Annotated in this window: 22 protein-coding genes; 16 read left to right on the top strand and 6 right to left on the bottom strand. The window is 41.7% G+C overall.

The features are described 5' to 3' along the window. Positions 1–165: 165 nt before the first annotated feature. On the top strand, positions 166–1,257 hold the full coding sequence (gene thrC / locus ACE1CC_RS20515; RefSeq protein WP_413272293.1) for a threonine synthase: 1,092 nt from the start codon (positions 166–168) through the stop codon (positions 1,255–1,257). On the opposite strand, the gene ACE1CC_RS20510 is transcribed toward thrC, so the two are convergent. Beyond that, positions 1,202–1,798: a hypothetical protein gene (locus tag ACE1CC_RS20510; RefSeq protein WP_413272292.1), complete on the bottom strand. Its 597-nt coding sequence runs from the start codon at positions 1,796–1,798 to the stop codon at positions 1,202–1,204. The two genes, thrC and ACE1CC_RS20510, sit on opposite strands and share 56 nt — an antisense overlap. Positions 1,799–2,032: 234 nt before the next feature. Between ACE1CC_RS20510 and ACE1CC_RS20505 the strand changes: the two genes are divergently transcribed. After that, entirely contained in the window at positions 2,033–2,518 is a 486-nt protein-coding gene (locus ACE1CC_RS20505) for a DUF4112 domain-containing protein (RefSeq protein ID WP_413272291.1), read from the top strand. A 32-nt stretch (positions 2,519–2,550) separates the two neighbouring features. After that, positions 2,551–3,492, top strand: a complete 942-nt coding sequence (locus ACE1CC_RS20500) for an alpha/beta fold hydrolase (protein ID WP_413272290.1) — start codon at positions 2,551–2,553, stop codon at positions 3,490–3,492. Positions 3,493–3,499: 7 nt separating this feature from the next. Here the strand turns inward: ACE1CC_RS20500 and ACE1CC_RS20495 are convergent, their stop codons facing one another. Then, entirely contained in the window at positions 3,500–3,772 is a 273-nt protein-coding gene (locus ACE1CC_RS20495) for a DUF433 domain-containing protein (protein ID WP_413272289.1), read from the bottom strand. 61 nt (positions 3,773–3,833) lie between these two features. After that, positions 3,834–5,534 carry a CBS domain-containing protein gene (locus ACE1CC_RS20490; protein ID WP_413272288.1) on the bottom strand — a complete coding sequence of 567 codons (1,701 nt, stop codon included), beginning with the start codon at positions 5,532–5,534 and terminating at the stop codon, positions 3,834–3,836. A gap of 183 nt (positions 5,535–5,717) precedes the next feature. Here ACE1CC_RS20490 and ACE1CC_RS20485 point away from each other — a divergent pair, with 183 nt between their 5' ends. Next, the gene (locus tag ACE1CC_RS20485) at positions 5,718–6,746 is read left to right on the top strand and encodes a hypothetical protein (protein ID WP_413272287.1); all 1,029 of its coding nucleotides are present in this window, start codon (positions 5,718–5,720) and stop codon (positions 6,744–6,746) included. A gap of 70 nt (positions 6,747–6,816) precedes the next feature. On the opposite strand, the gene ACE1CC_RS20480 is transcribed toward ACE1CC_RS20485, so the two are convergent. Then, on the bottom strand, positions 6,817–7,668 hold the full coding sequence (locus tag ACE1CC_RS20480) for a carbohydrate ABC transporter permease (RefSeq protein WP_413272286.1): 852 nt from the start codon (positions 7,666–7,668) through the stop codon (positions 6,817–6,819). A 344-nt stretch (positions 7,669–8,012) separates the two neighbouring features. On the opposite strand from ACE1CC_RS20480, the gene ACE1CC_RS20475 reads away from it, so the two are divergent. From ACE1CC_RS20475 to ACE1CC_RS20440, 8 genes are all read left to right on the top strand, one after another. Beyond that, positions 8,013–8,708, top strand: a complete 696-nt coding sequence (locus ACE1CC_RS20475; RefSeq protein ID WP_413272285.1) for an aldehyde oxygenase (deformylating) — start codon at positions 8,013–8,015, stop codon at positions 8,706–8,708. A 196-nt stretch (positions 8,709–8,904) separates the two neighbouring features. Further along, the gene (locus ACE1CC_RS20470) at positions 8,905–9,927 is read left to right on the top strand and encodes a long-chain acyl-[acyl-carrier-protein] reductase (protein WP_413272284.1); all 1,023 of its coding nucleotides are present in this window, start codon (positions 8,905–8,907) and stop codon (positions 9,925–9,927) included. 455 nt (positions 9,928–10,382) lie between these two features. After that, complete coding sequence (locus ACE1CC_RS20465) at positions 10,383–11,363, top strand: acetyl-CoA carboxylase carboxyltransferase subunit alpha (protein WP_413272283.1); 981 nt, start codon at positions 10,383–10,385, stop codon at positions 11,361–11,363. 207 nt (positions 11,364–11,570) lie between these two features. Further along, complete coding sequence (locus ACE1CC_RS20460; protein ID WP_413272282.1) at positions 11,571–12,296, top strand: SDR family oxidoreductase; 726 nt, start codon at positions 11,571–11,573, stop codon at positions 12,294–12,296. A gap of 46 nt (positions 12,297–12,342) precedes the next feature. After that, the gene (folE, locus tag ACE1CC_RS20455; RefSeq protein ID WP_413272281.1) at positions 12,343–13,062 is read left to right on the top strand and encodes a GTP cyclohydrolase I FolE; all 720 of its coding nucleotides are present in this window, start codon (positions 12,343–12,345) and stop codon (positions 13,060–13,062) included. Between the two features lie 224 nt (positions 13,063–13,286). Beyond that, positions 13,287–13,802, top strand: coding sequence for a MarR family winged helix-turn-helix transcriptional regulator (locus ACE1CC_RS20450; RefSeq protein WP_413272280.1), 516 nt, complete (start codon positions 13,287–13,289; stop codon positions 13,800–13,802). 137 nt (positions 13,803–13,939) lie between these two features. Beyond that, positions 13,940–14,473 (top strand): hypothetical protein, encoded by a 534-nt coding sequence (locus ACE1CC_RS20445; RefSeq protein ID WP_413272279.1) that lies wholly within the window; start codon positions 13,940–13,942, stop codon positions 14,471–14,473. A gap of 78 nt (positions 14,474–14,551) precedes the next feature. Continuing rightward, a complete protein-coding gene (locus ACE1CC_RS20440) occupies positions 14,552–14,905 on the top strand; it encodes a hypothetical protein (RefSeq protein WP_413272278.1) in 354 nt (117 codons plus the stop codon). Here ACE1CC_RS20440 and ACE1CC_RS20435 read toward each other — a convergent pair. Beyond that, positions 14,902–15,546 (bottom strand): phosphoribosylanthranilate isomerase, encoded by a 645-nt coding sequence (locus ACE1CC_RS20435; RefSeq protein ID WP_413272294.1) that lies wholly within the window; start codon positions 15,544–15,546, stop codon positions 14,902–14,904. The genes ACE1CC_RS20440 and ACE1CC_RS20435 overlap by 4 nt on opposite strands. A gap of 130 nt (positions 15,547–15,676) precedes the next feature. Between ACE1CC_RS20435 and psaK (ACE1CC_RS20430) the strand changes: the two genes are divergently transcribed. From psaK (ACE1CC_RS20430) to ACE1CC_RS20415, 4 genes are all read left to right on the top strand, one after another. Further along, positions 15,677–15,955, top strand: coding sequence for a photosystem I reaction center subunit PsaK (gene psaK / locus ACE1CC_RS20430; RefSeq protein ID WP_322744731.1), 279 nt, complete (start codon positions 15,677–15,679; stop codon positions 15,953–15,955). Between the two features lie 421 nt (positions 15,956–16,376). Continuing rightward, the gene (gene psaK / locus ACE1CC_RS20425) at positions 16,377–16,634 is read left to right on the top strand and encodes a photosystem I reaction center subunit PsaK (RefSeq protein ID WP_413267947.1); all 258 of its coding nucleotides are present in this window, start codon (positions 16,377–16,379) and stop codon (positions 16,632–16,634) included. A gap of 144 nt (positions 16,635–16,778) precedes the next feature. Next, positions 16,779–18,002 (top strand): site-2 protease family protein, encoded by a 1,224-nt coding sequence (locus tag ACE1CC_RS20420; protein WP_413272277.1) that lies wholly within the window; start codon positions 16,779–16,781, stop codon positions 18,000–18,002. Between the two features lie 269 nt (positions 18,003–18,271). After that, positions 18,272–18,763, top strand: coding sequence for a DUF4278 domain-containing protein (locus ACE1CC_RS20415; protein ID WP_413272276.1), 492 nt, complete (start codon positions 18,272–18,274; stop codon positions 18,761–18,763). A 3-nt stretch (positions 18,764–18,766) separates the two neighbouring features. On the opposite strand, the gene ACE1CC_RS20410 is transcribed toward ACE1CC_RS20415, so the two are convergent. After that, entirely contained in the window at positions 18,767–19,525 is a 759-nt protein-coding gene (locus ACE1CC_RS20410) for a lipoate--protein ligase family protein (protein ID WP_413272275.1), read from the bottom strand. Between the last annotated feature and the right edge of the window lie 5 nt (positions 19,526–19,530).

Raw genomic sequence — 19,530 nt, 5'->3', positions numbered from 1 at the left:
TTTTGGGGTTTGGGTTTAGGGAGAGTTGAAAAGTAGTTAGTTAAATTATTTTCCCCCAACTCCCCAACTCCCCAACCCCCCAACCCCCAACCCCCAACCCCTAACCCCCCACGAAGTAACCTTCCGGGGTAAACTGAGGGTATATTTCGGAGTTTTGTTGTATCTGTGATTGCTAGTCTTTCCCTTGCTGACTCTAAACTAAACAGCTGGCCTGGTCTTATCGAAGCCTATCGTCCTTATTTGCCAGTGACATCGGACACGCCTGTAGTGACTTTGTTGGAAGGCAATACACCGTTGATTCCAGTTCCTTTGATCGCATCTCAAATCGGTAGACAAGTCCGCGTGTTCGTAAAGTTTGACGGACTTAATCCCACTGGCAGTTTTAAAGACCGAGGCATGACTTTGGCAATATCTAAAGCCAAAGAAGCTGGTGCTCAAGCTGTCATTTGTGCTAGCACTGGTAACACTTCCGCTTCCGCAGCTGCTTATGCGCGACGGGGTGGAATGCGGGCGTTTGTGTTGATTCCTGATGGTTATGTGGCTTTGGGTAAATTAGCCCAAGCTTTACTTTATGGCGCAGAAGTGCTGGCAATTAAAGGAAATTTTGACGACGCGCTCAATATTGTCCGGGAAATGGCTCAAAGCTATCCGGTAACTTTGGTCAACTCTGTTAACCCTTATCGCTTGGAAGGGCAGAAAACAGGTGCTTTTGAAGTAGTTGATGCTTTGGGTAATGCGCCTGATTGGTTGTGTATCCCCGTTGGTAATGCGGGAAATATCACAGCATATTGGATGGGTTTTTGTCAATACCACCAAGAAGGAAAATGCGATCGCCTACCGCAAATGATGGGATTTCAAGCCGCTGGAGCCGCACCGATCGTCACAGGTAAACCAGTCGCACACCCCGAAACCATAGCCACAGCCATTCGCATTGGCAACCCAGCGAGTTGGGAAAAAGCCATTGCCGCACAACAAGCTAGTCAAGGAGCATTTAACGCCGTCACCGACGCAGAAATTTTAGCAGCTTATCGGTTGTTAGCTTCCGAAGAAGGGATTTTCTGCGAACCCGCCAGTGCTGCTTCCGTTGCCGGAATGTTGAAAGTTCAAGACCAAATTCCCAACGGTGCAACAGTAGTTTGTGTCCTCACCGGAAATGGACTAAAAGACCCAGATACAGCAATTAAACACTGTGAAAACCAATTTAAGAGCGGGGTGGAGCCGGTCTTGTCGGCGGTAGCTGAAGTGATGGGCTTTTAGCTTTAATTGGTAATTGTATAGGTTTTTTAGTTGATTCGGGCAACTTCGTAGGTTCCGGTTGCTTCTCCTCACTCTTAGGTTTTGGTGCAGTTTCCCCATCGCTACCAGAATGTTTGGTGAGGAGATCTACCATATCGCTTAAAGCAGTAGTCAAGCTTTGGCGAGTGTTGACGTGGTTTTCTTGTTCGGCTTTTAAGGCTTTAATTAATTGTTCGCGTTCGATCGTCACTTCAATAAGTTTCTCCTGCAATTGAGTTACAGTTTGTAGCTGTTCTACCTCTTGAGAAATAGCCTCTACATCCAGAGAATCATCTGTTTTCAGCGTAATACCAGCCTTTAGTTGCTGGATTTCTGCTTTGAGTGCTTCTATCATTTCTTGTGATAGCTTGGCTTCCTTGCGGCGTTGTTCTGCTTCGGTGTTGTAAAGCTCACTCCACTTGGTAGCAGTTTCCAACGCGGTATCGCGATCGCGTTGTGCTTGCGCTACCTGTTCCCGCATAGCCTGAATTTCCGCTATCCACTGACTAATATCTTGACTCATATCTTTAATTTCTTTCTTATTACCAACTGCTTATATAAAGACAAAACGCCCTTTTACTCAAATCTTGCACCAGGGAAGGTTCCACCTCCCAGATACTCGTTCCCAGGTTCAACCAGGGAACGAATAATAGAGGCTCTGCCTCTTGGTGAAAGAGCAGAGTTTTAGCTTTAAATATACTGGATTTTGCCCAAGCAAAACTTGTAAAACTTAACCTCTTCTTATTTTACTGCCGCTATGATCTCACAAACTGAACGTAAAGCATCCACCCTCAAACGCCTACGGAGGATTAGTCATGTCTTAGATAACGCTATTGCCATTCCCGGAACAAGATTTCGCTTTGGTATCGATCCAATATTAGGATTAATCCCTGGTGGAGGCGATACAGTCTCAGCTTTCTTCGCCGCTTACATCATCTGGGAATCAGCGATGTTGGGATTACCAAAAGAAATTTTAATGCGAATGTTTTCTAACATTTTGTTTGATACCTTTGCCGGAAGCGTACCAGTAGTCGGAGATTTATTTGATGTTGCTTGGAAAGCTAACGTCAAAAATGTCGCTTTGTTAGAAGAGCATTTACAATTACCTGAAACGAGTCAAAAAGCAGATAAATGGTTTTTGTTTTTCTTGTTAATAGGGTTAATTTTGTTCGTGACAGTTGTCGGTGCTATTAGCGTTTTGATCGTTAGTTTCTTCTTAAGTCTGATAACAGGTAACAGATAACCTGAATATTTCAATGGTGAGGAGTGAATAAAATGCAAGATTGGTGGTCAAGAACATTTCCGAAAGGTCGGCAAACTGTTACAATTACTGACGCTAACGGTTATCCCGTGAAAATTGCCTATGGGGAAAAAGGTAAAGGCAAACCTTTATTTTTAGTGCATGGAATTGGTAGTTGGAGTTACGGTTGGCGACATAATATCGAGCGACTTTCTCAACACTTTCGCGTGATTTGTTTCGATGCTAAAGGTCATGGATTTTCCGATCGACCATTATCCGCCGAACAAGTAGGACATCAAATCATCGAAATCAAGGGAATTATTGAAGCTTTAACCGATGAACCTGCGATAGTTGTAGCAATTTCTTTAGGCGCATTAGTAACATTAGGCGCAGCTAGTTCATATCCAGAATTGTTCGCTCTTTTAGTAGTCATAAATGTGCCAATTTTCCCAGAAAGATTACCAAATCGCGCCATGAGATTACTATCTTATTTACCAATAGATTTAGTGCAAACCGTAGATAACTTAAGACTTACTAAAATCTTTGCGCCAATGGTGAGACGAATCATCGAAATTGAACGGCAAGAAGTAGTAGTAAATCCAGAATCAATCACTTCCGAAGATATTTACTGGATTTCTTACCCTTATATTAACTTTACCAATGCCATTACCAAATACGCCGAAGAACTGCGAAACTCTGCCAGAGAAATTGAACGCTTACTGAATAAAGAACCGAACATTATCAGTAATATTCAAGAAAACTTGCCAAAAATTAATTGTCCAACTTTGATTTTATGGGGAGAACAAGACCGATGGTTTGATGTGAGTAATGGGAAAAAACTACAACTGCGTTTACCCGGTTCTCAATTAAAGATTTTACCCGATTGTGGTCATGACCCTTCCGCAAGTTGTCCCGAAATTGTCAATGAAGCGATTTTAGACTTTTTGCGAGATAGTAATTTTGTGAATGTGAAATAAAAGTTTATTATTCAGCTTCCAAACGTTCCCATTCAGCCTCTTCTGCGGCTATACTCGCATCAATTTCTGCTTGATTAGCATAGTAGTAAGCTAAGGCTGCGTGAACTTGTGCTAATGTTAACTGCGGTCTTTCTTTGACAATTTCTTCTGGAGTTATTCCCGCTTTGTGTGCAACTGCAATCAGTTCAACGGTAATGCGATGTCCGGCAATTATAGGACGATTCCCACAGGTTTCTGGTGTACTGATAATCAGAGTTCCGATATCGACTGTCGTTGCCATATTTACCTGAATGTAACTAATTCATAGTCTATTACTTAAATTTAAAAATATTCAAATTTTTTCAATTATTTAATGGCAAGATTACAGTAAAAGTTGTGCCTACTCCAACTTCACTAGTGAAACTAATTTGACCTTTGAGTAATTCTACATAATTTTTGACGATCGCTAATCCCAAACCAGAACCCGCAATACTAGAAACATTTTTACCCCGATAAAATGGCTCAAATAAATTTGATCGATCTTCTGGATGAATGCCAATTCCCCGATCTATTACTTGAAAAATTACCTGTTGATTATCAATCGAGAGTCGCAACTTTACAGTACTACCTTGGGGAGAATATTTGAGAGCATTACATAATAAATTTGAGAGAACATAGCGCAACCATTGTTCGTCAAATTCAACAAGTAAATCTTGTTGACCCTGATAAGTAAAGCAGATATCATGTCCCTGTTCATCAGAAAATTGTAATTCTTCCAATAGGCTTTGACAAAAAGATGGTAAATTTATGGGTAGAGGATTAGCTTGAACCTTACTGGGATCGGTTCTGCCTATGATCAAAAGATCCTCTATCAGTCGGATCATTTGTTGAGCAGAATTGTGAATTTGTTCCAAACACATATTTTTTCTGACTTCGGAAAGTCTATAATCATGAATTTGGATGGTTTGAACTGACATAATAATCGCACTTAGGGGATTACGAAATTCGTGGAAAACCATGGAAATAAATTGCGATCTTAGCCTATTAACTTCCTGTTCTTTTTCTAGGGCGCGATATACTTCTTCTGTTTGCTTTTGTAATTGTTGATTAGCTTGAACTAATTCAGTTGTTTGAGTTTCTACTACTTCCTGTAGTGTTTCCACAACATTGTATAATTCGATCGGATCGAGCGAGCGCAAAATGCTACTTTGAGTCACAATTCCTATAAGTTCACCTGCTTTACTAACCACTACCAAACGGCGCACTAACCGCCGTTGCATTTCTTCATGTGCTAACCACAAAGAATCTTCTGGATGCAGACAAAATAAAGGTTGACTCATCACAGTTTCCGCCAACACCTGTGCTAAATTCAAACCTAAAATTTGCATTTGTACAATGTCTCTTTCAGTGACTATTCCCACAGGAATTAATTGTAGAGAAGTTGACTGGGAAGTAATGACAACTGAGCTCACTTGATGCTGATTCATTAATTGAGCTAAATGTAAAATTGAAGTGTTACCAGCAACATGAATTACTTCTCTTGTCATCACATCACCTACTCGGCGCATTGCCAATAAACTCGCAGGTTGTAAGACACGACGAATAGTTCCTGGTGTGACAATACCGATTAATTTGCCCCGCTCGTCTACAATTGGCAAATGGCGAATTTTATGTTGCCGCAATAATGTTAATGCAACAAAAACATCTTTAAATTGCGATAAAGATAAAGTAATAACTTCTTTAGTCATAATTGCCGCAACAGGTACAGCTAAGTTTTGCCCTGTCGCCAGCAAATTTACAATGTCTCGTTCGGTAACTATACCTTTAATATAATCTTCTTCAACTACTAAAACGCAACTATTTACTTCATACTCCGCTAAATCATCGGACAGAGAAACATCTAGTAAACTAGCATCTTTGCTGTTAGTTTCTGTTGGATTATATAAAACACAGTTTCTCCCTCGAACCTGATTCATCAATGACAGCATTTCTAACAAAGGCGTATTAGGGTATACAGTTAATGTCTGGTAGTCAATTGCCTGTATTGGGTTCGGAAAGTGCATAAATAAAAAGAATACCTTGGCAGTAGAGTCATTTATACTAGGGTAACTAATTTTACTTTGCAAATCTTAAAAGTCTGTGAGATTTTTTTAATACTAGAAAATGAAAAAATATCCAGTAGCTCGCTGCATCTCTCGACCGATCGTGCAATAATGATCGTTCTGTGACCTAAAGATCGCTTTTCCATGCCTGAAAATCCTCTGTCCCAAGAAGACCTCGCATCTGCCTTAGAAGGTATCAGGGATATCAACTTTCAATTGCCCGATCCCGAAGACGAACAAATTACCGATCGTGAATTTCAAGAAAAGCTAGATACCGCTTGGCAAGTTTGCGATCGCTTCGATCTGCTAACGGAAATTTGGCGGGGGCGCATTTTAAGGGCGATCCGCGACAGAGAAAAGAAACGCGGCGACGGTAGGGGTAGCGGCTTTTTAAACTGGCTTAAAGAGCGAGAAATTAGCAAAAGTCAAGCATATTCCTTAATAGAATTGGCTAATAGCGCCGATACTTTACTAGAAGAAGGAAAACTTGACCCAAATGCGATTAGAAATTTTAGTAAACGCGCTTTTGTGGAAACAGCTAAATCTTCCCCAGAAGTACAACAAATGGTGACAGAAGCAGCACAAAAAGGCGATCGGATCACCAGGCGCGAAGTCCGTCAATTAACCGATGAATGGACAGCAATGAGTTCCGATCTCCTCCCAGAAGAAGTAAAAGCAAAAGTCGCCGATCATACCCTCCCTTCCCGCTACCTGACACCTTTAGTTAAAGAATTAGGAAAATTACCCGAATCTCATGTTAACTTCCTCCAAGAAGAAGTTGCCGAAGAACCAACAGTAGATAAATTAAAACAAGTAACTTCTGAGGCGCGGAATTTAGCAAAATATCTCCATGCCGCTGCTCAAGTACAAGCAATTAATCAATCATCAATTGATGTAGAAATGGCATTAGAAGATGCCTTGCGAGTAGGTTGTTTAAATACTGCTTCTGACTTAGTAAAACAAGCGGCGCAGTTAGAACAAACGATCGCCAAATTCTACACAACTTGGAAACGTTTAGGCAGTTTAGCCGATCGACTTTACGTAGACACAGGCGCGAGTACACCACATTTGCGATCGCTCCTCTCCTGCATAGAACGTCTCTCCGGCGAAGTCATCGAAGTCCCCTTAGATGACGAAGGGCAACAAATTGTTCGCTTAAGAATCCTCAGTTAGCAGGGGAGCTCTCGGTGCAGGGGTGCTCTCGGGAGTTCTTCCCTAACCCCTAACCCCTAGTTCCCAGTCCCTAATTCTTAATCCCAGTAGTAGCAATACCGCGAATAAATTGCTTTTGACCAATGAGAAATAACACCACTACTGGTACAGTAGCGATGATTACAGAAGCCATTAACAAAGGCCAATAATTTGTATATTGTGCTTGAAACTCTGACAAAGCCAATTGTACTGTTCTCAATTCGGGTCGAGTGGTAAAAACCAAAGGTTTAAACAAATCATTCCACTCACCAATAAAAGTGAACAGAAACAGAGTGACTAAAGCAGGGCGAGACAAAGGAATCATTATTTGCCAGAGAATTTGTAACCGATTTGCCCCATCTAAAGCAGCAGCTTCTTCCAATTCCAGAGGCACAGTTAGGAAATATTGGCGCAATAAGAATATTCCAAAACCGTTAGCGGCTGTAGGTAAAATTAGCGCCCAGTAAGTATTAATTAAATGTCCCCATTTCAGCACCAAAAAGATAGGAATTACTAATAACTGAAAGGGAATGACTAAAGTAGCTAAAATAATTAGCAGCAAAGCCTGACGACCACGAAATCGCAATCTAGCTAAAGCGTAACCTGCCAAAGCCGAGGTAACAACCTGAAACGCCGTCACCGCCAAAGCTACCAAAGTGGAATTAGCAAACGCTAGCAGAAAATTACCCCGTCGCCAAGCTTCCTGGTAGTTCTCAAAAGTCAGTTTAGCTGGCAAGCCGCTACTAGGAATAGCCCCCAGAGGAGCAAAGGAGGTGAAAAAAACCACCAGCAACGGCGTTAAGACTAGGATGGCACCAAAGACCAGCAAAAGTGGATTTAACCATGTCAGGATAGAGTGAGGGAAAATGGGTGTAGTGTTTGGCCCAGACTGAGGTTGATTCATAAGTCAAGTAAGTGTAGAAACTTTTTTTAGGTATCGATTTTCTGAAAAGTGAGCAAATAACTGAATAGTTGCCTACAATAACAGACTAGGTATTAACTCCAGTGATCATGCTCAGGCTAGATATCAGTCTGGCAGATTACAGTTAATGATAAAGTAAGTCGAAAGATGATGATGTGACGAGAAAAATCAGTGATTTCTGGTGATTCTGGTAAATTGTATCTAATAATGCAGGGTAGCTTTTTTGCCCTAAATCTCAGCCCAGAGTCGATATGGGCGTAGCGCAGCGTGCGCTACGCGCATATCGACCAATATCTACCAAATAAAGTTGAGGAGACAAGTTACTTATGCCGCAGCTAGAAGCCAGTGCACCACTAGACTTCCACAGCGAGAACTATAAAGACGCTTACAGCCGCATTAATGCGATCGTGATTGAAGGCGAACAAGAAGCCCACGAAAACTACATTCAACTGGCTAAACTGCTACCGGATCACGAAGAAGAGTTAATCCGTCTTTCCAAAATGGAAAGTCGCCACAAGAAAGGATTTGAAGCTTGTGGTCGTAATCTCCAAGTGACACCGGACATGGAGTTTGCCCGTGAGTTCTTCGCCCAACTGCATCAAAATTTCCAAGATGCACTCGCCGAAGGCAAAGTAGTTACTTGTTTGCTGATTCAAGCTCTGATTATCGAGTGTTTTGCGATCGCTGCATACAACATCTACATCCCCGTAGCTGACGACTTTGCCCGCAAAATTACTGAAGGTGTCGTCAAAGACGAATATTCACACCTCAACTTTGGCGAAGTTTGGCTCAAAGCAAATTTTGCCGCATCAAAAGCGGAATTAGAAGCAGCAAATAAGCAAAACTTACCTATAGTTTGGCAAATGCTCAATCAAGTCGCAGATGATGCCCGTGTTTTAGCAATGGAAAAAGATGCTTTAGTTGAAGATTTCATGATCGCTTATGGCGAAGCTTTAAGTAATATTGGTTTCACCACTCGCGATATTATGCGAATGTCAGCTTATGGACTCGCAGCTGCCTAATCCATTTCATAAAGTATCCTAAAAGCTCTCAAACAACTCGTGCTAATTAGGAAAAGCAGGCAAAATCAATACTAATGCCGATTAGCCAATAATTATTCTAATCGGCAATTTTGTGTAGGATTTTATAACTGCGAATAACTGTATTTCTTTTTAACCTTTACTTCAGCCTAAATAACAGGTCTGCTCTTAAGAATTCATGTTTGGTCTCATAGGTCACCTTACCAGTTTAGAACACGCCCAATTAGTAGCAAGAGACTTGGGCTACCCGGAATATGCCGATCAAGGCTTAGATTTTTGGTGTTCTGCACCACCTCAGATTGTCGATAAAATTACAGTCACCAGCATTACAGGTCAAAAGATTGAAGGACAATATGTAGAATCTTGCTTTTTGCCAGAAATGTTGGCAAATAGAAGGATTAAAGCAGCAACACGCAAAATTGTAAATGCAATGGCTCATGCTCAAAAACATGGGATTAACATTACTGCTTTAGGTGGTTTTTCTTCAATTATTTTTGAAAATTTCAATCTTAATCAAATCACTCAAGTTCGCAATATTAAATTAGAATTTGAGCGCTTTACTACAGGCAATACCCACACAGCTTACATTATTTCTCGGCAAGTAGAACAAGCCTCGAAAGAATTGGGGATTGAACTATCGAAGGCAACAGTAGCAATTTGTGGCGCAACAGGCGATATTGGTAGTGCAATTTGCCGCTGGCTAAATGCGCGAACTGATGTGGCAGAGTTGTTGTTGATTGCTCGCGATCGCGATCGCTTAAACTCTCTACAAGAAGAACTAGGTCGCGGCAAAATCATGGGATTAGAAGAAGCCCTACCTTTAGCCGATATCATTGTTTGGGTCGCCAGTATGCCCAAAGGCGTAGAAATCGATCCGACAGTCTTAAAACACCCTTGTTTATTAATCGATGGCGGCTATCCCAAAAACTTAGGCACAAAAATTCAGCATCCCGGTGTCTACGTCCTCAATGGCGGTATCGTGGAACATTCCCTCGATATTGATTGGAAAATCATGAGCATCGTCAACATGGACGTACCAGCACGCCAATTATTTGCCTGTTTCGCTGAATCAATGCTACTCGAATTTGAAAAGTGGTACACCAACTTTTCTTGGGGAAGAAACCAAATTACAGTGGCAAAAATGGAACAAATTGGCGAAGTTTCAGTGAAGCACGGATTTCGACCGTTGCTGTCATTTTGATGATAACTTAGCGTTTTTTACAGTCTGTAGGTTAGGATTAAGCAATATTTAACCTAACCTACTATCTTTCAGCTTCAAAGAAACGAATCTCCCCCCGTAAATCGCAAATTATATTGAATTTCATTCACAGATATTACTCCCTCAACCTTAGCAATTAAATCAGGGTTTTCCAAAGGTTGCAAATAGCGACGATAATTAATATGGCGATAGTTGCTCTAGTTGTGAACATAGATTAGCCTTTTTATTATCTATATTTCGGTTAATAAATGTTTAAAGCAACCTACTGTATTGCAAATAGAAATTAGGTGAGAAATTCGGGTACATAGGCTCGCTCAAATCTCGATAGACTTTATACCTTTACTTTGATATACATTCGGTCAAGCTTTTCGATAAAGAATGTCAAGATAAGGTGTACGATCGAAAAAGCACATTATCGTCAATAGTAGTTGAGTAACGTGGTAACTTCTGAGCGCAAACCTTACCTATTAGATTTTGAAAAGCCCCTGGCTGAATTAGAAAATCGCATCGATCAGATCCGTGAGCTAGCTACAGAAAACGGAGTTGATGTCACCGAGCAGATCCGTCAGCTGGAATCACGAGCCCTAGAACTGCGTCACGAAATCTTTAGTAATCTGTCTCCCGCGCAAAAGATACAGTTGGCACGTCATCCCCGCCGCCCTAGTACTTTGGATTATATTCAGGCGATTAGTGATGAATGGATGGAGTTACACGGCGATCGCAGCGGTAGCGATGACCCCGCTTTAGTTGGTGGTGTGGGTAGTATCGCAGGTCGTCCAGTGGTGATGTTGGGACATCAAAAAGGACGTGATACTAAAGATAATGTGGTGCGGCGATTTGGAATGGCTTCTCCGGGTGGTTATCGCAAAGCCATGCGATTAATGGAACACGCCGATCGCTTCAGTATGCCAATTATCACTTTTATTGATACTCCCGGTGCTTGGGCAGGTGTGGAAGCAGAACAATTAGGTCAAGGAGAAGCGATCGCTTACAATTTAAGAGAAATGTTTCGCTTAGATGTGCCAATTATCTGTACTGTAATTGGTGAAGGTGGTTCGGGTGGTGCTTTAGGAATTGCCGTGGGCGATCGACTCTTAATGTTTGAACACTCAGTTTACACCGTCGCAAGCCCCGAAGCCTGTGCTTCTATCCTCTGGAAAGATGCTACCAAAGCTCCTCAAGCCGCTGAAGCCCTGAAAATTACAGCCGCAGATTTGAAAAATTTGGGAATTTTAGACGATTTGTTAGCAGAACCGATCGGGGGCGCTCACTCCGACCCCCTGAAAACAGCAGCTACACTTAAACAGGCAATTTTACATCACTTAACAGAACTCTCCCAAATGACCAATAGCGAACGTCGGGAATTACGTTATCAAAAGTTCCGTCGCATAGGCGTATTCATGGAATTGCCAGCTTGAAATCTTTTCAATATAGTTTCAAATCTATGCCTAATGATATAATCAGAGTGTAACATTTGTTTACACAAGCTCTCATACTCAGCTTGCTCTAAGTTGGGGTAAGTAGAATGAGCGCACCATCACAAATTTTGGGAAGATCAACTTGCCCCTTGGCAGTTGCCCGGAAGCGATGGGTGTTAAAGGCAAATTTCGAGACAATTCAACTTCATGAGTGCTTCCAGCGAAAGACGCGCACTGATTACAGGAGCCAGCAGTGGCATTGGTAAAGCAACAGCTTTAGCATTTGCTCAGGCTGGGATTCATGTAGGATTATTAAGTCGCTCTCAAGAAAAATTAGCGGCGGTGGTTCAAGAAGCAGCAAAAGCTGGGGTGACGGCAAAAGCTTATCCCATAGACTTAGCTGAAATTGACCAGGTAAAAGCAAAAATGCAAGCGATCGCGGCAGATTTTGGCCCGCTCGACATCTTGGTAAATAATGCAGGTATGGGGTACAGCAAAAACATTGTAGATACTCCGCTTTCAGAATGGCAAAAGGTAATTGACCTGAATCTTACCAGCGTATTTCAGTGCATTCAGGGTGTATTACCTCAAATGCGCGATCGCCAGAAAGGAACAATTATCAACGTCAGTTCAATAGCAGGTCAACAAGTTTTTCCTGGTTGGGGCGCATACTGCGTCAGCAAATTTGGCTTGATGGCACTCTCCAAAACTCTCGCAGCTGAAGAACGCGCTCATGGCATTCGGGTGAGTGCGATCTGTCCCGGTTCGGTTAATACTCCCTTTTGGGACACAGAGACAATGGATCTGGGTTTCGATCGCTCATCCATGCTTACCCCAGAAACAGTAGCCCACTCAATTCTGGTGACCGCACTGCTACCAGAACAAGCAGTACTCGAAGAGTTAACTCTCATGCCTAGTGCTGGCACATTGTAGCGACTTACTCCCGTTTTCACTTAATTCTCTAAACTTAAGGCTAATCATGATTATCGCTTCCTCCAACGCCTCCAACGGTTCTAACGGATCTCAATCTCTTGCTGTCAACACCAACGGCACTCTTAATGTCTCAACTCGGCCCGATCGCAACACCTTAAATGGTCGAGAAGCAAAATTACACCCTCCTTCCGAAGAAAGCAACCAAGAAATGATGGATGCTGTACGAACAATGCTTTTGGGAGTAGGAGAAGATCCCGAACGAGAAGGATTGCTGAAAACTCCCAAGCGAGTTGCAGAGGCAATGCGCTTCCTCACCAGCGGCTACAATCAGTCTCTTGAAGAACTGGTAAATAATGCCATTTTTGATGAAGGTCACAACGAAATGGTACTCGTAAGAGATATCAATTTCTTTAGCCTTTGCGAACACCATATGTTACCTTTCATGGGTAGAGCGCACGTTGCTTATATCCCTAACCAAAAAGTAGTGGGACTGAGCAAATTAGCCAGAATTGTGGAAATGTATTCCCGCCGTTTACAAGTTCAAGAACGTTTAACTCGCCAAATTGCCGAAGCAGTTCAAACCATTTTAGAACCAAAAGGTGTAGCTGTAGTTATGGAAGCTACCCATATGTGTATGGTGATGCGCGGTGTACAAAAACCTGGTTCTTGGACTGTTACTAGTGCAATGGTAGGAGTATTCCAAGATGAACAAAAAACTCGTGAGGAATTCCTCAATTTAATTCGTCACCAACCTGCTTTCTTCTAAAAATTGAAGGATTTAGATTTGAGATGAAAGATTTTTGTTTCATCTCAAATCTAAATTCCCCTTAATTAATCACGCATAAGTTCGTTGTAGTGACTTTAGTCATATTGGTTAGCAAAAGAATAGGACTAAAGTCCTCACAACGAACAAATTTTCAACCCGGAAAAGGACAGCCCGCTAACTAATCAGCTACCGTATAGTTAGCCGCTAAAGGAGATGACTAAAACTTGGCTATTTTACGTCCTTTCATAGATCGAGTCGTCGATCGCGCCGCCTTAGAAAACCTTGCCCAACGCTATCCTGACCTTGATGTAGCTTCCACAGAAGTCTGTCTGGAATTTCTCCGTGCCAGTGCGGACGTGCAAACTGCTTTGGAAACTCACTTTGCCCGTTATGAACTATCGATGGGCAAATTTACCCTATTGATGCAACTGTTACAGGTGGATGGACTCACGCCTTCTGAATGTGCAGACCGATCGGGGGTGACTCGCGCCACGATTACTGGACTGCTAGACGGATTGGAGCGAGATGGTTTACTAGAACGACGCAGCGATCCAGGCGATCGCCGAATGCTGAAAATTCACTTAACCGATAAAGGGCGCACCCTTCTCGATCAAATGCTACCCGATCAATTTTGTCGCACCACCCGCTTGATGGCACATCTTTCCCCCAGCGAAAAGAAAACTTTGATTAAGCTTCTACAAAAGTTAAAAGCAGGTACTCCTGCAATGCTAGAACCCTAGCCGATCCTGTAACTCTTTACAAAGAATGTTTACTTTGCTATATTACTTAGGTGACTAATTATCGACTGCCTAACTATTAGTTACCTAATAGCGAGGGTTTGCTCGTGGTAAATAGGTAATCCCTTATTTAAGAGAAGATGAAAAAGTTGAGTGTTAAGCCTAAGAACTGGCTTGTTTCCCTCCATGTTGTGTCAGGTGGGTTATGGTTTGGTGCAGCATTTTGTCTTGTTGCCAGTGCGATCGCTAAAGGAAATACCTCCAATGGCGATGAATTGTATGCCATTAACTCAGTGCTGAAATTTATTGATGATTGGGTGATTATTCCCACAGCGATGCTGTCTTTGTTGACAGGGGGATTGCTCAGTTGGCTAACAATTTGGGGATTCACAAAACATTACTGGGTGATTGTGAAATGGGTGGCAACAGTTACTCTAATTACAACAGGAACTATTTGGCTTGGCCCTTGGCTTAATGCAATGACAGCTATTTCTGATACACAACGATCGCAGGCTCTCCATAATCCTCTCTACGTACTGGATCAAAAAGGAGTGATTATCGGAGGACTCATTCAAACTGGAAGCCTTGTTTTCCTGATAGTAATTTCAGTGTTGAAGCCTTGGGGAAGACGATTAATTCAATCCTCTAAAGAAACATCAGAAACAGCAACTTAATCCAAAAGTTTCTCGCGTTATTAGGGTGATAAGTAAAGCTAAAAATCACATTTTTGGTAATTCATTTTGGAGGGTGTTATGAAACGCCTAATTCTTGGCACTTTGTCTTTACTATTGTTATCTTCTTTGTCTATACCAGTAGCTCAAGCTCAAACGCAAGCAATCAATTCAGCAACTTATAGAGCGACCATAAACCCTGTTTATCAACTCACACCTTTTGCTCTGGTGACGATGGCTGACCAAGGTTATTTTAAGGAGCAAGGTATTCCTAGTTATTTGGGTCTTGTCTCTGCTCATGGTATGGGAAAATTACGTGCAGAAGAATTAGTTGCAGCGGCAATTAAAGCTAAGAAACTATCACCGGAAATTTTAACAGATCGAGGATATTTGAATGCTGTAGAAGCTCAATTACAGAGACTTAACCTTCGTTAGTAATTCAGGCAGTAATTTTCCTTTAGTTGTGTAAATAGTTGGGCGACTTTATCTAAGTCTTTATCTCCTGGCGATCGCTCTACACCACTAGATAAATCAATTCCATCCGGTTGTAATAAACTCAAAGCATCGACAATATTATCTGGTGTTAATCCACCAGCGAGTAACCAAGGCAGACAAGGTTTATAGTTTTTTAGTGTAGCCCAATCTAAAGTTTTACCAGTGCCACCCAATTGAGTAGGATGATAAGCATCTAATAAGAGCATATCTACAGAATTAGCATAACTTTCTGAGTTAGTTAAACATTGAGCGGTTCGCACTCTTAAAGCTTTGATAATTTCTCTTTCTGGTAAGGACTGGCGCAACTGTTGGCAAAATTCGGGGGATTCATTACCGTGTAACTGAACTCCCCTTAATCCTGTGGCGGTTACAGTTTGACAAATTTCCGCCACAGTGGTATCTGCAAATACCCCAATGCAGTCAACTTTGTGGTCAAGTCCTTGAATGACGGCAGAAATTTTTTCTACCGTAACATAGCGGGGAGAGGAGGGGACACAGATAAATCCTAAAGTTGTTGCGCCCAGTTGAGCGATCGCATTCCCTTGTTCTAGTTTCGTAATCCCGCAAATCTTCACCCGCATTTTTTCTTCTACCTCTGAAATTGTTTGGATTTGTATCAAAATTTTGCGATTATGTTAACTCTTAAAACAAAAAGAGTTTTTTGCATCACAGCTTTTTATAATTCTTGATGAACTTCTGTAATGGAGACGCATCTTGATTCACTCAATTTTACTAGGGGTTGAGTACACTGCTCCCACCACAGCCAGTTGGAGTCCAGCGGTTGGCGCTGTGATGATCTTCTGCAACTTACTCGCCATTGCCATAGGTCGGTTTGCCATTAAAAATCCTGGACAAAGCCCAGATCTCCCCGTTTCTAAACCTGCACTCTTCCGTAATTTTACTTTGGCTGAACTGTTGGCAACCATGAGTTTTGGTCACATCCTGGGCGCTGGGGTAATTTTAGGTTTGGGTAACGCAGGCGTGCTTTAGTTTAAGCGATCGGTTTCCCTCTGCTTCTGGTATAATGCTGTAAGCGGTAAAGCGCAATTACTATTACCGGGTAAGTGGGCCCCATCATGGATCGTCGAGACAAATATCACCCAAGAAATCAGTAACGGTGACGCGACCTGCACTCTGGGAACCTGAAAAGGTAGAGAAATTGTTCCGAAAATAAGATTCAGATCCGTTTGGGGAGGGGTACTTCCTGAACGTTAAACAAAAATGCCTGTGGAGGCGGTCTGACGGGGGCGGAAAACATCGGTTGAACGTCTAGTTAAGAGCCTAAGAGACAGGAAGAAAATGTGGAGTAGCACGGGTTTACCCTGCTACGGAACAACATTTTTGAATCCCCTTCGTTTCAACAAGGGGAGTGTGTCAATAAGCCAAGTTTCTCGAAACAGGAGAAAGAATTTTGATTAACTCAATTTTATTAGCCGCTCAAACCGTCAATATCCGCTCCGATAATTGGTCTTTGCAGGTAGGAGTAGTGATGATTCTTTGCAATATTCTCGCATTGGTAATTGTTCGCTACGCTACTCAAGATCGGGGCAGTAAACCAGCTTCGCCTGTACCGGGCTTTGGTTTACCACAATTGATCGCAGGTGCTTGCTTTGGTCACATTATAGGCGCTGGCGTAATTTTGGGACTGACTAACTCTGGAGTCCTGTAGATCGAGACTGATTTTTAGTCAGATCCCCAACTTCACAGAAGAAGTCGGGGATCTGAAGCATATTTCTCACCTTAAGTAGGGGAGCGCTAGAAAATTAAATAGTATTTTAAATTTATAAGTAGAGAAAGTTAAAGGAAGTTATTTATGCAATCAGGCTGGCGAATCGGGTCTATATTCGGTATTCCATTGTACATCGACCCATCGTGGCTGATTATTTTAGCTTTTTTCAGTTTCGTCAATGGAATCAATTTACAGCAAGATTATCCGGGTTGGTCTGAGGGAACAGCTTGGTTAATTGGGTTTTTTATGGCACTATTGCTGTTTATATCGGTGTTATTGCATGAGTTAGGTCATAGTTTAGTTGCTCGATCGCAAGGCATCAAAGTTAGTTCGATCACTTTATTTTTATTTGGTGGGATTGCGGCGATCGATCGCGAATCAAAAACCCCTGGTTTATCTTTTCAAGTGGCGATCGCAGGGCCTACAGTTAGTTTTATTTTGTTTATCATCTTCACTTCGATCGCTCTGCCATTTTCCGAGTTGAGTCCGGTACTGGTGCTAGTCAAACGTTTAGCAGAAATTAATTTAGTTTTGGTTTTGTTTAATTTAATTCCGGGATTACCTTTAGATGGAGGGCAAATTTTAAAAGCTGCTGTATGGAAGGTGACGGGCGATCGTTTTAAAGCGATTCATTGGGCAGCTAAAACTGGAAAATTCATCGGTTGGGCAGGAATTATTTTTGGTGTAATCTTTGGTTTATCGGTGCCCGGTTTATTATGGATTGCTCTACTTGGTTGGTTTATTTTGCGAAATGCTAACACTTACGATCAAGTTACCAGCGTACAACAAACTTTATTACAGTTAACAGCTGCTGATGCAATGACTAGAGAGTTTCGCGTCATTGACGCTAATATGACTTTACGCCAATTTGCCGATGATTACTTACTAAATGCCAATCAACAAGAAGTATATTTTGCGGCTTCAGATGGTCGATATCGCGGTTTAGTATGTGTTGAGGATTTGCGAGCTATTGAAAGAAGTCAGTGGGAAATTCAAACCATTTATAGCATAGTTAAACCTTTGCCAAAAATCAATCATGTAGAAGAAAAAACCCTTTTGGTAGATGTAATTAACCGCTTAGAAACTGATAATTTACCCAGAATTACTGTACTTTCTCCTGCTGGTGCTGTGGCAGGTTTGATCGATCGAGGCGATGTCGTCAGGGCTTTAGCTCAAAAGCTAAATGTGACAATTCCCGAAGCCCAAATTAAGCGAATTAAAGAAGAAGGTAGCTATCCTCCAGGATTGCAAATTGCCGCACTCGCTCAACAAGCAGCCGAGTCTCAACTAATAGAAAATAGTCAATAAGGGGATTGGTAATTGGGGACTTGGGAGGAGGGAAAGATGACTTTTCATCCTTAGTCCCTAGTTGCAAATGGAAAAATTTTTAAAATTGAGTGACAGTCATCATTAAAATTGCTAAATATGGACAAATCCAACTAAGAATGAAGGATTGTCAAGAAAGCTTAATAATCTAACCTAATTTCTGGATTATAGAGAGTTATAATAAGCGAATTAGTAGTTTAAAGCCAAAAATATTGATAAGCTAGAGTTGATTTATTCGAGAGGTAAAAGCTGTGAACTTCTCTTTCATGATTCCATTGACGATTGTCTTTGTTGCCACGTATTTTCTCAAAAAGTCATCGGATGAAATAGTCTATTTATGTGGTCTAGTCATCGTCATTTGCTTACTTTTTAGTTTGGTATTAGCACCTTGGCAAATTCAACTGTTACTGTTAGTCATTGCAGCATTTTCAACAATAAAATTGCGGCAACCAAATCAAACAACAACAGAGAGCGAAATCAACAAAAAACCACCTCTCCTTTATCGGGGAAGTAACTACGAACATAACGCTTCTAATCCAAATAATATCGAAGTTGCCGACGCTGATTTAGAAGGGAAATATCGCGGGCAAGTGTGGAAAAATCATCATAAAGAAGAAGCTGCAATTCCCCACACTTTTCACCTGACATACAGAGGTGCTACTGTTGAATGCCAAAAATATGTAGCGCTAAAAGAGGAAGAAGAAGCTGAAATTAAAGCAACCGGAAATTCGCCAACTGATTAATGCTTAGTTGCAGGCAAAAGAACCATCTTTTAATTGAGCCTGAATTAATTTCCATTCTAAATCAGACAAGGGTTGCAATACTAATTGAGTATTAAAGCAAATTTCTGCGGCCCAAATTAGTGCTTGGATCGCAGTTGGAATTAAGTTTTTTCCCTGCTGATGAAGAGGTAAATTAATTGTGGGTGGTGCAGTTTCAGGAAAAACTTGAGAGAACAGAGACTTATCAGGTTGCAAGAGCATTGAACCATGTTGCAAAATAGCACCATCCCGATAAACTTGGGCGCTACCAATCAGTTTAGAACCATTATCTAATAATAAATCTGCACCTGTAGGGGTAGCGAAACAATTAGGATTGTGGATATAACCGCGCCCAGCTGTACCATAGTGTAAGTTTACGCCGAGCGATCGCCAACCCACAATCAAAAACTCACACAACTTTTGGTAAACTTGCATCCGACTCCCACTAATTCCCGAAGTAATAATCGCATAAGTTAAATCACCTTGATGTAAAACCGCCCTTCCCCCAGTAGGACGACGCACCAAATCTAATTTAGTATTTTCCCAAGATAAATTTTCCCAAAAATCCGGCCAACGTCGCTGATGATATCCTAAAGAAATTGCCGCTGGCGACCAAGTATAAAAACGTAAAGCTGGAGGATGTAAACCTAATCTGTGCTGTTCTAATAGCCACCCATCAATAGCCATTTGCACTTTACCTGAAGCCGACAGCAGCGGAATTAACCGGAATTTGTCATTTGTCATGGGTC

The organism is Floridaenema aerugineum BLCC-F46 (assembly GCF_041929345.1).
Taxonomy (GTDB): Bacteria; Cyanobacteriota; Cyanobacteriia; order Cyanobacteriales; family Aerosakkonemataceae; genus Floridanema; species Floridanema aerugineum.
The sequence above is the reverse complement of the archived record's forward strand: the minus strand, read 5'-3'. Positions and strand labels throughout refer to the sequence as shown.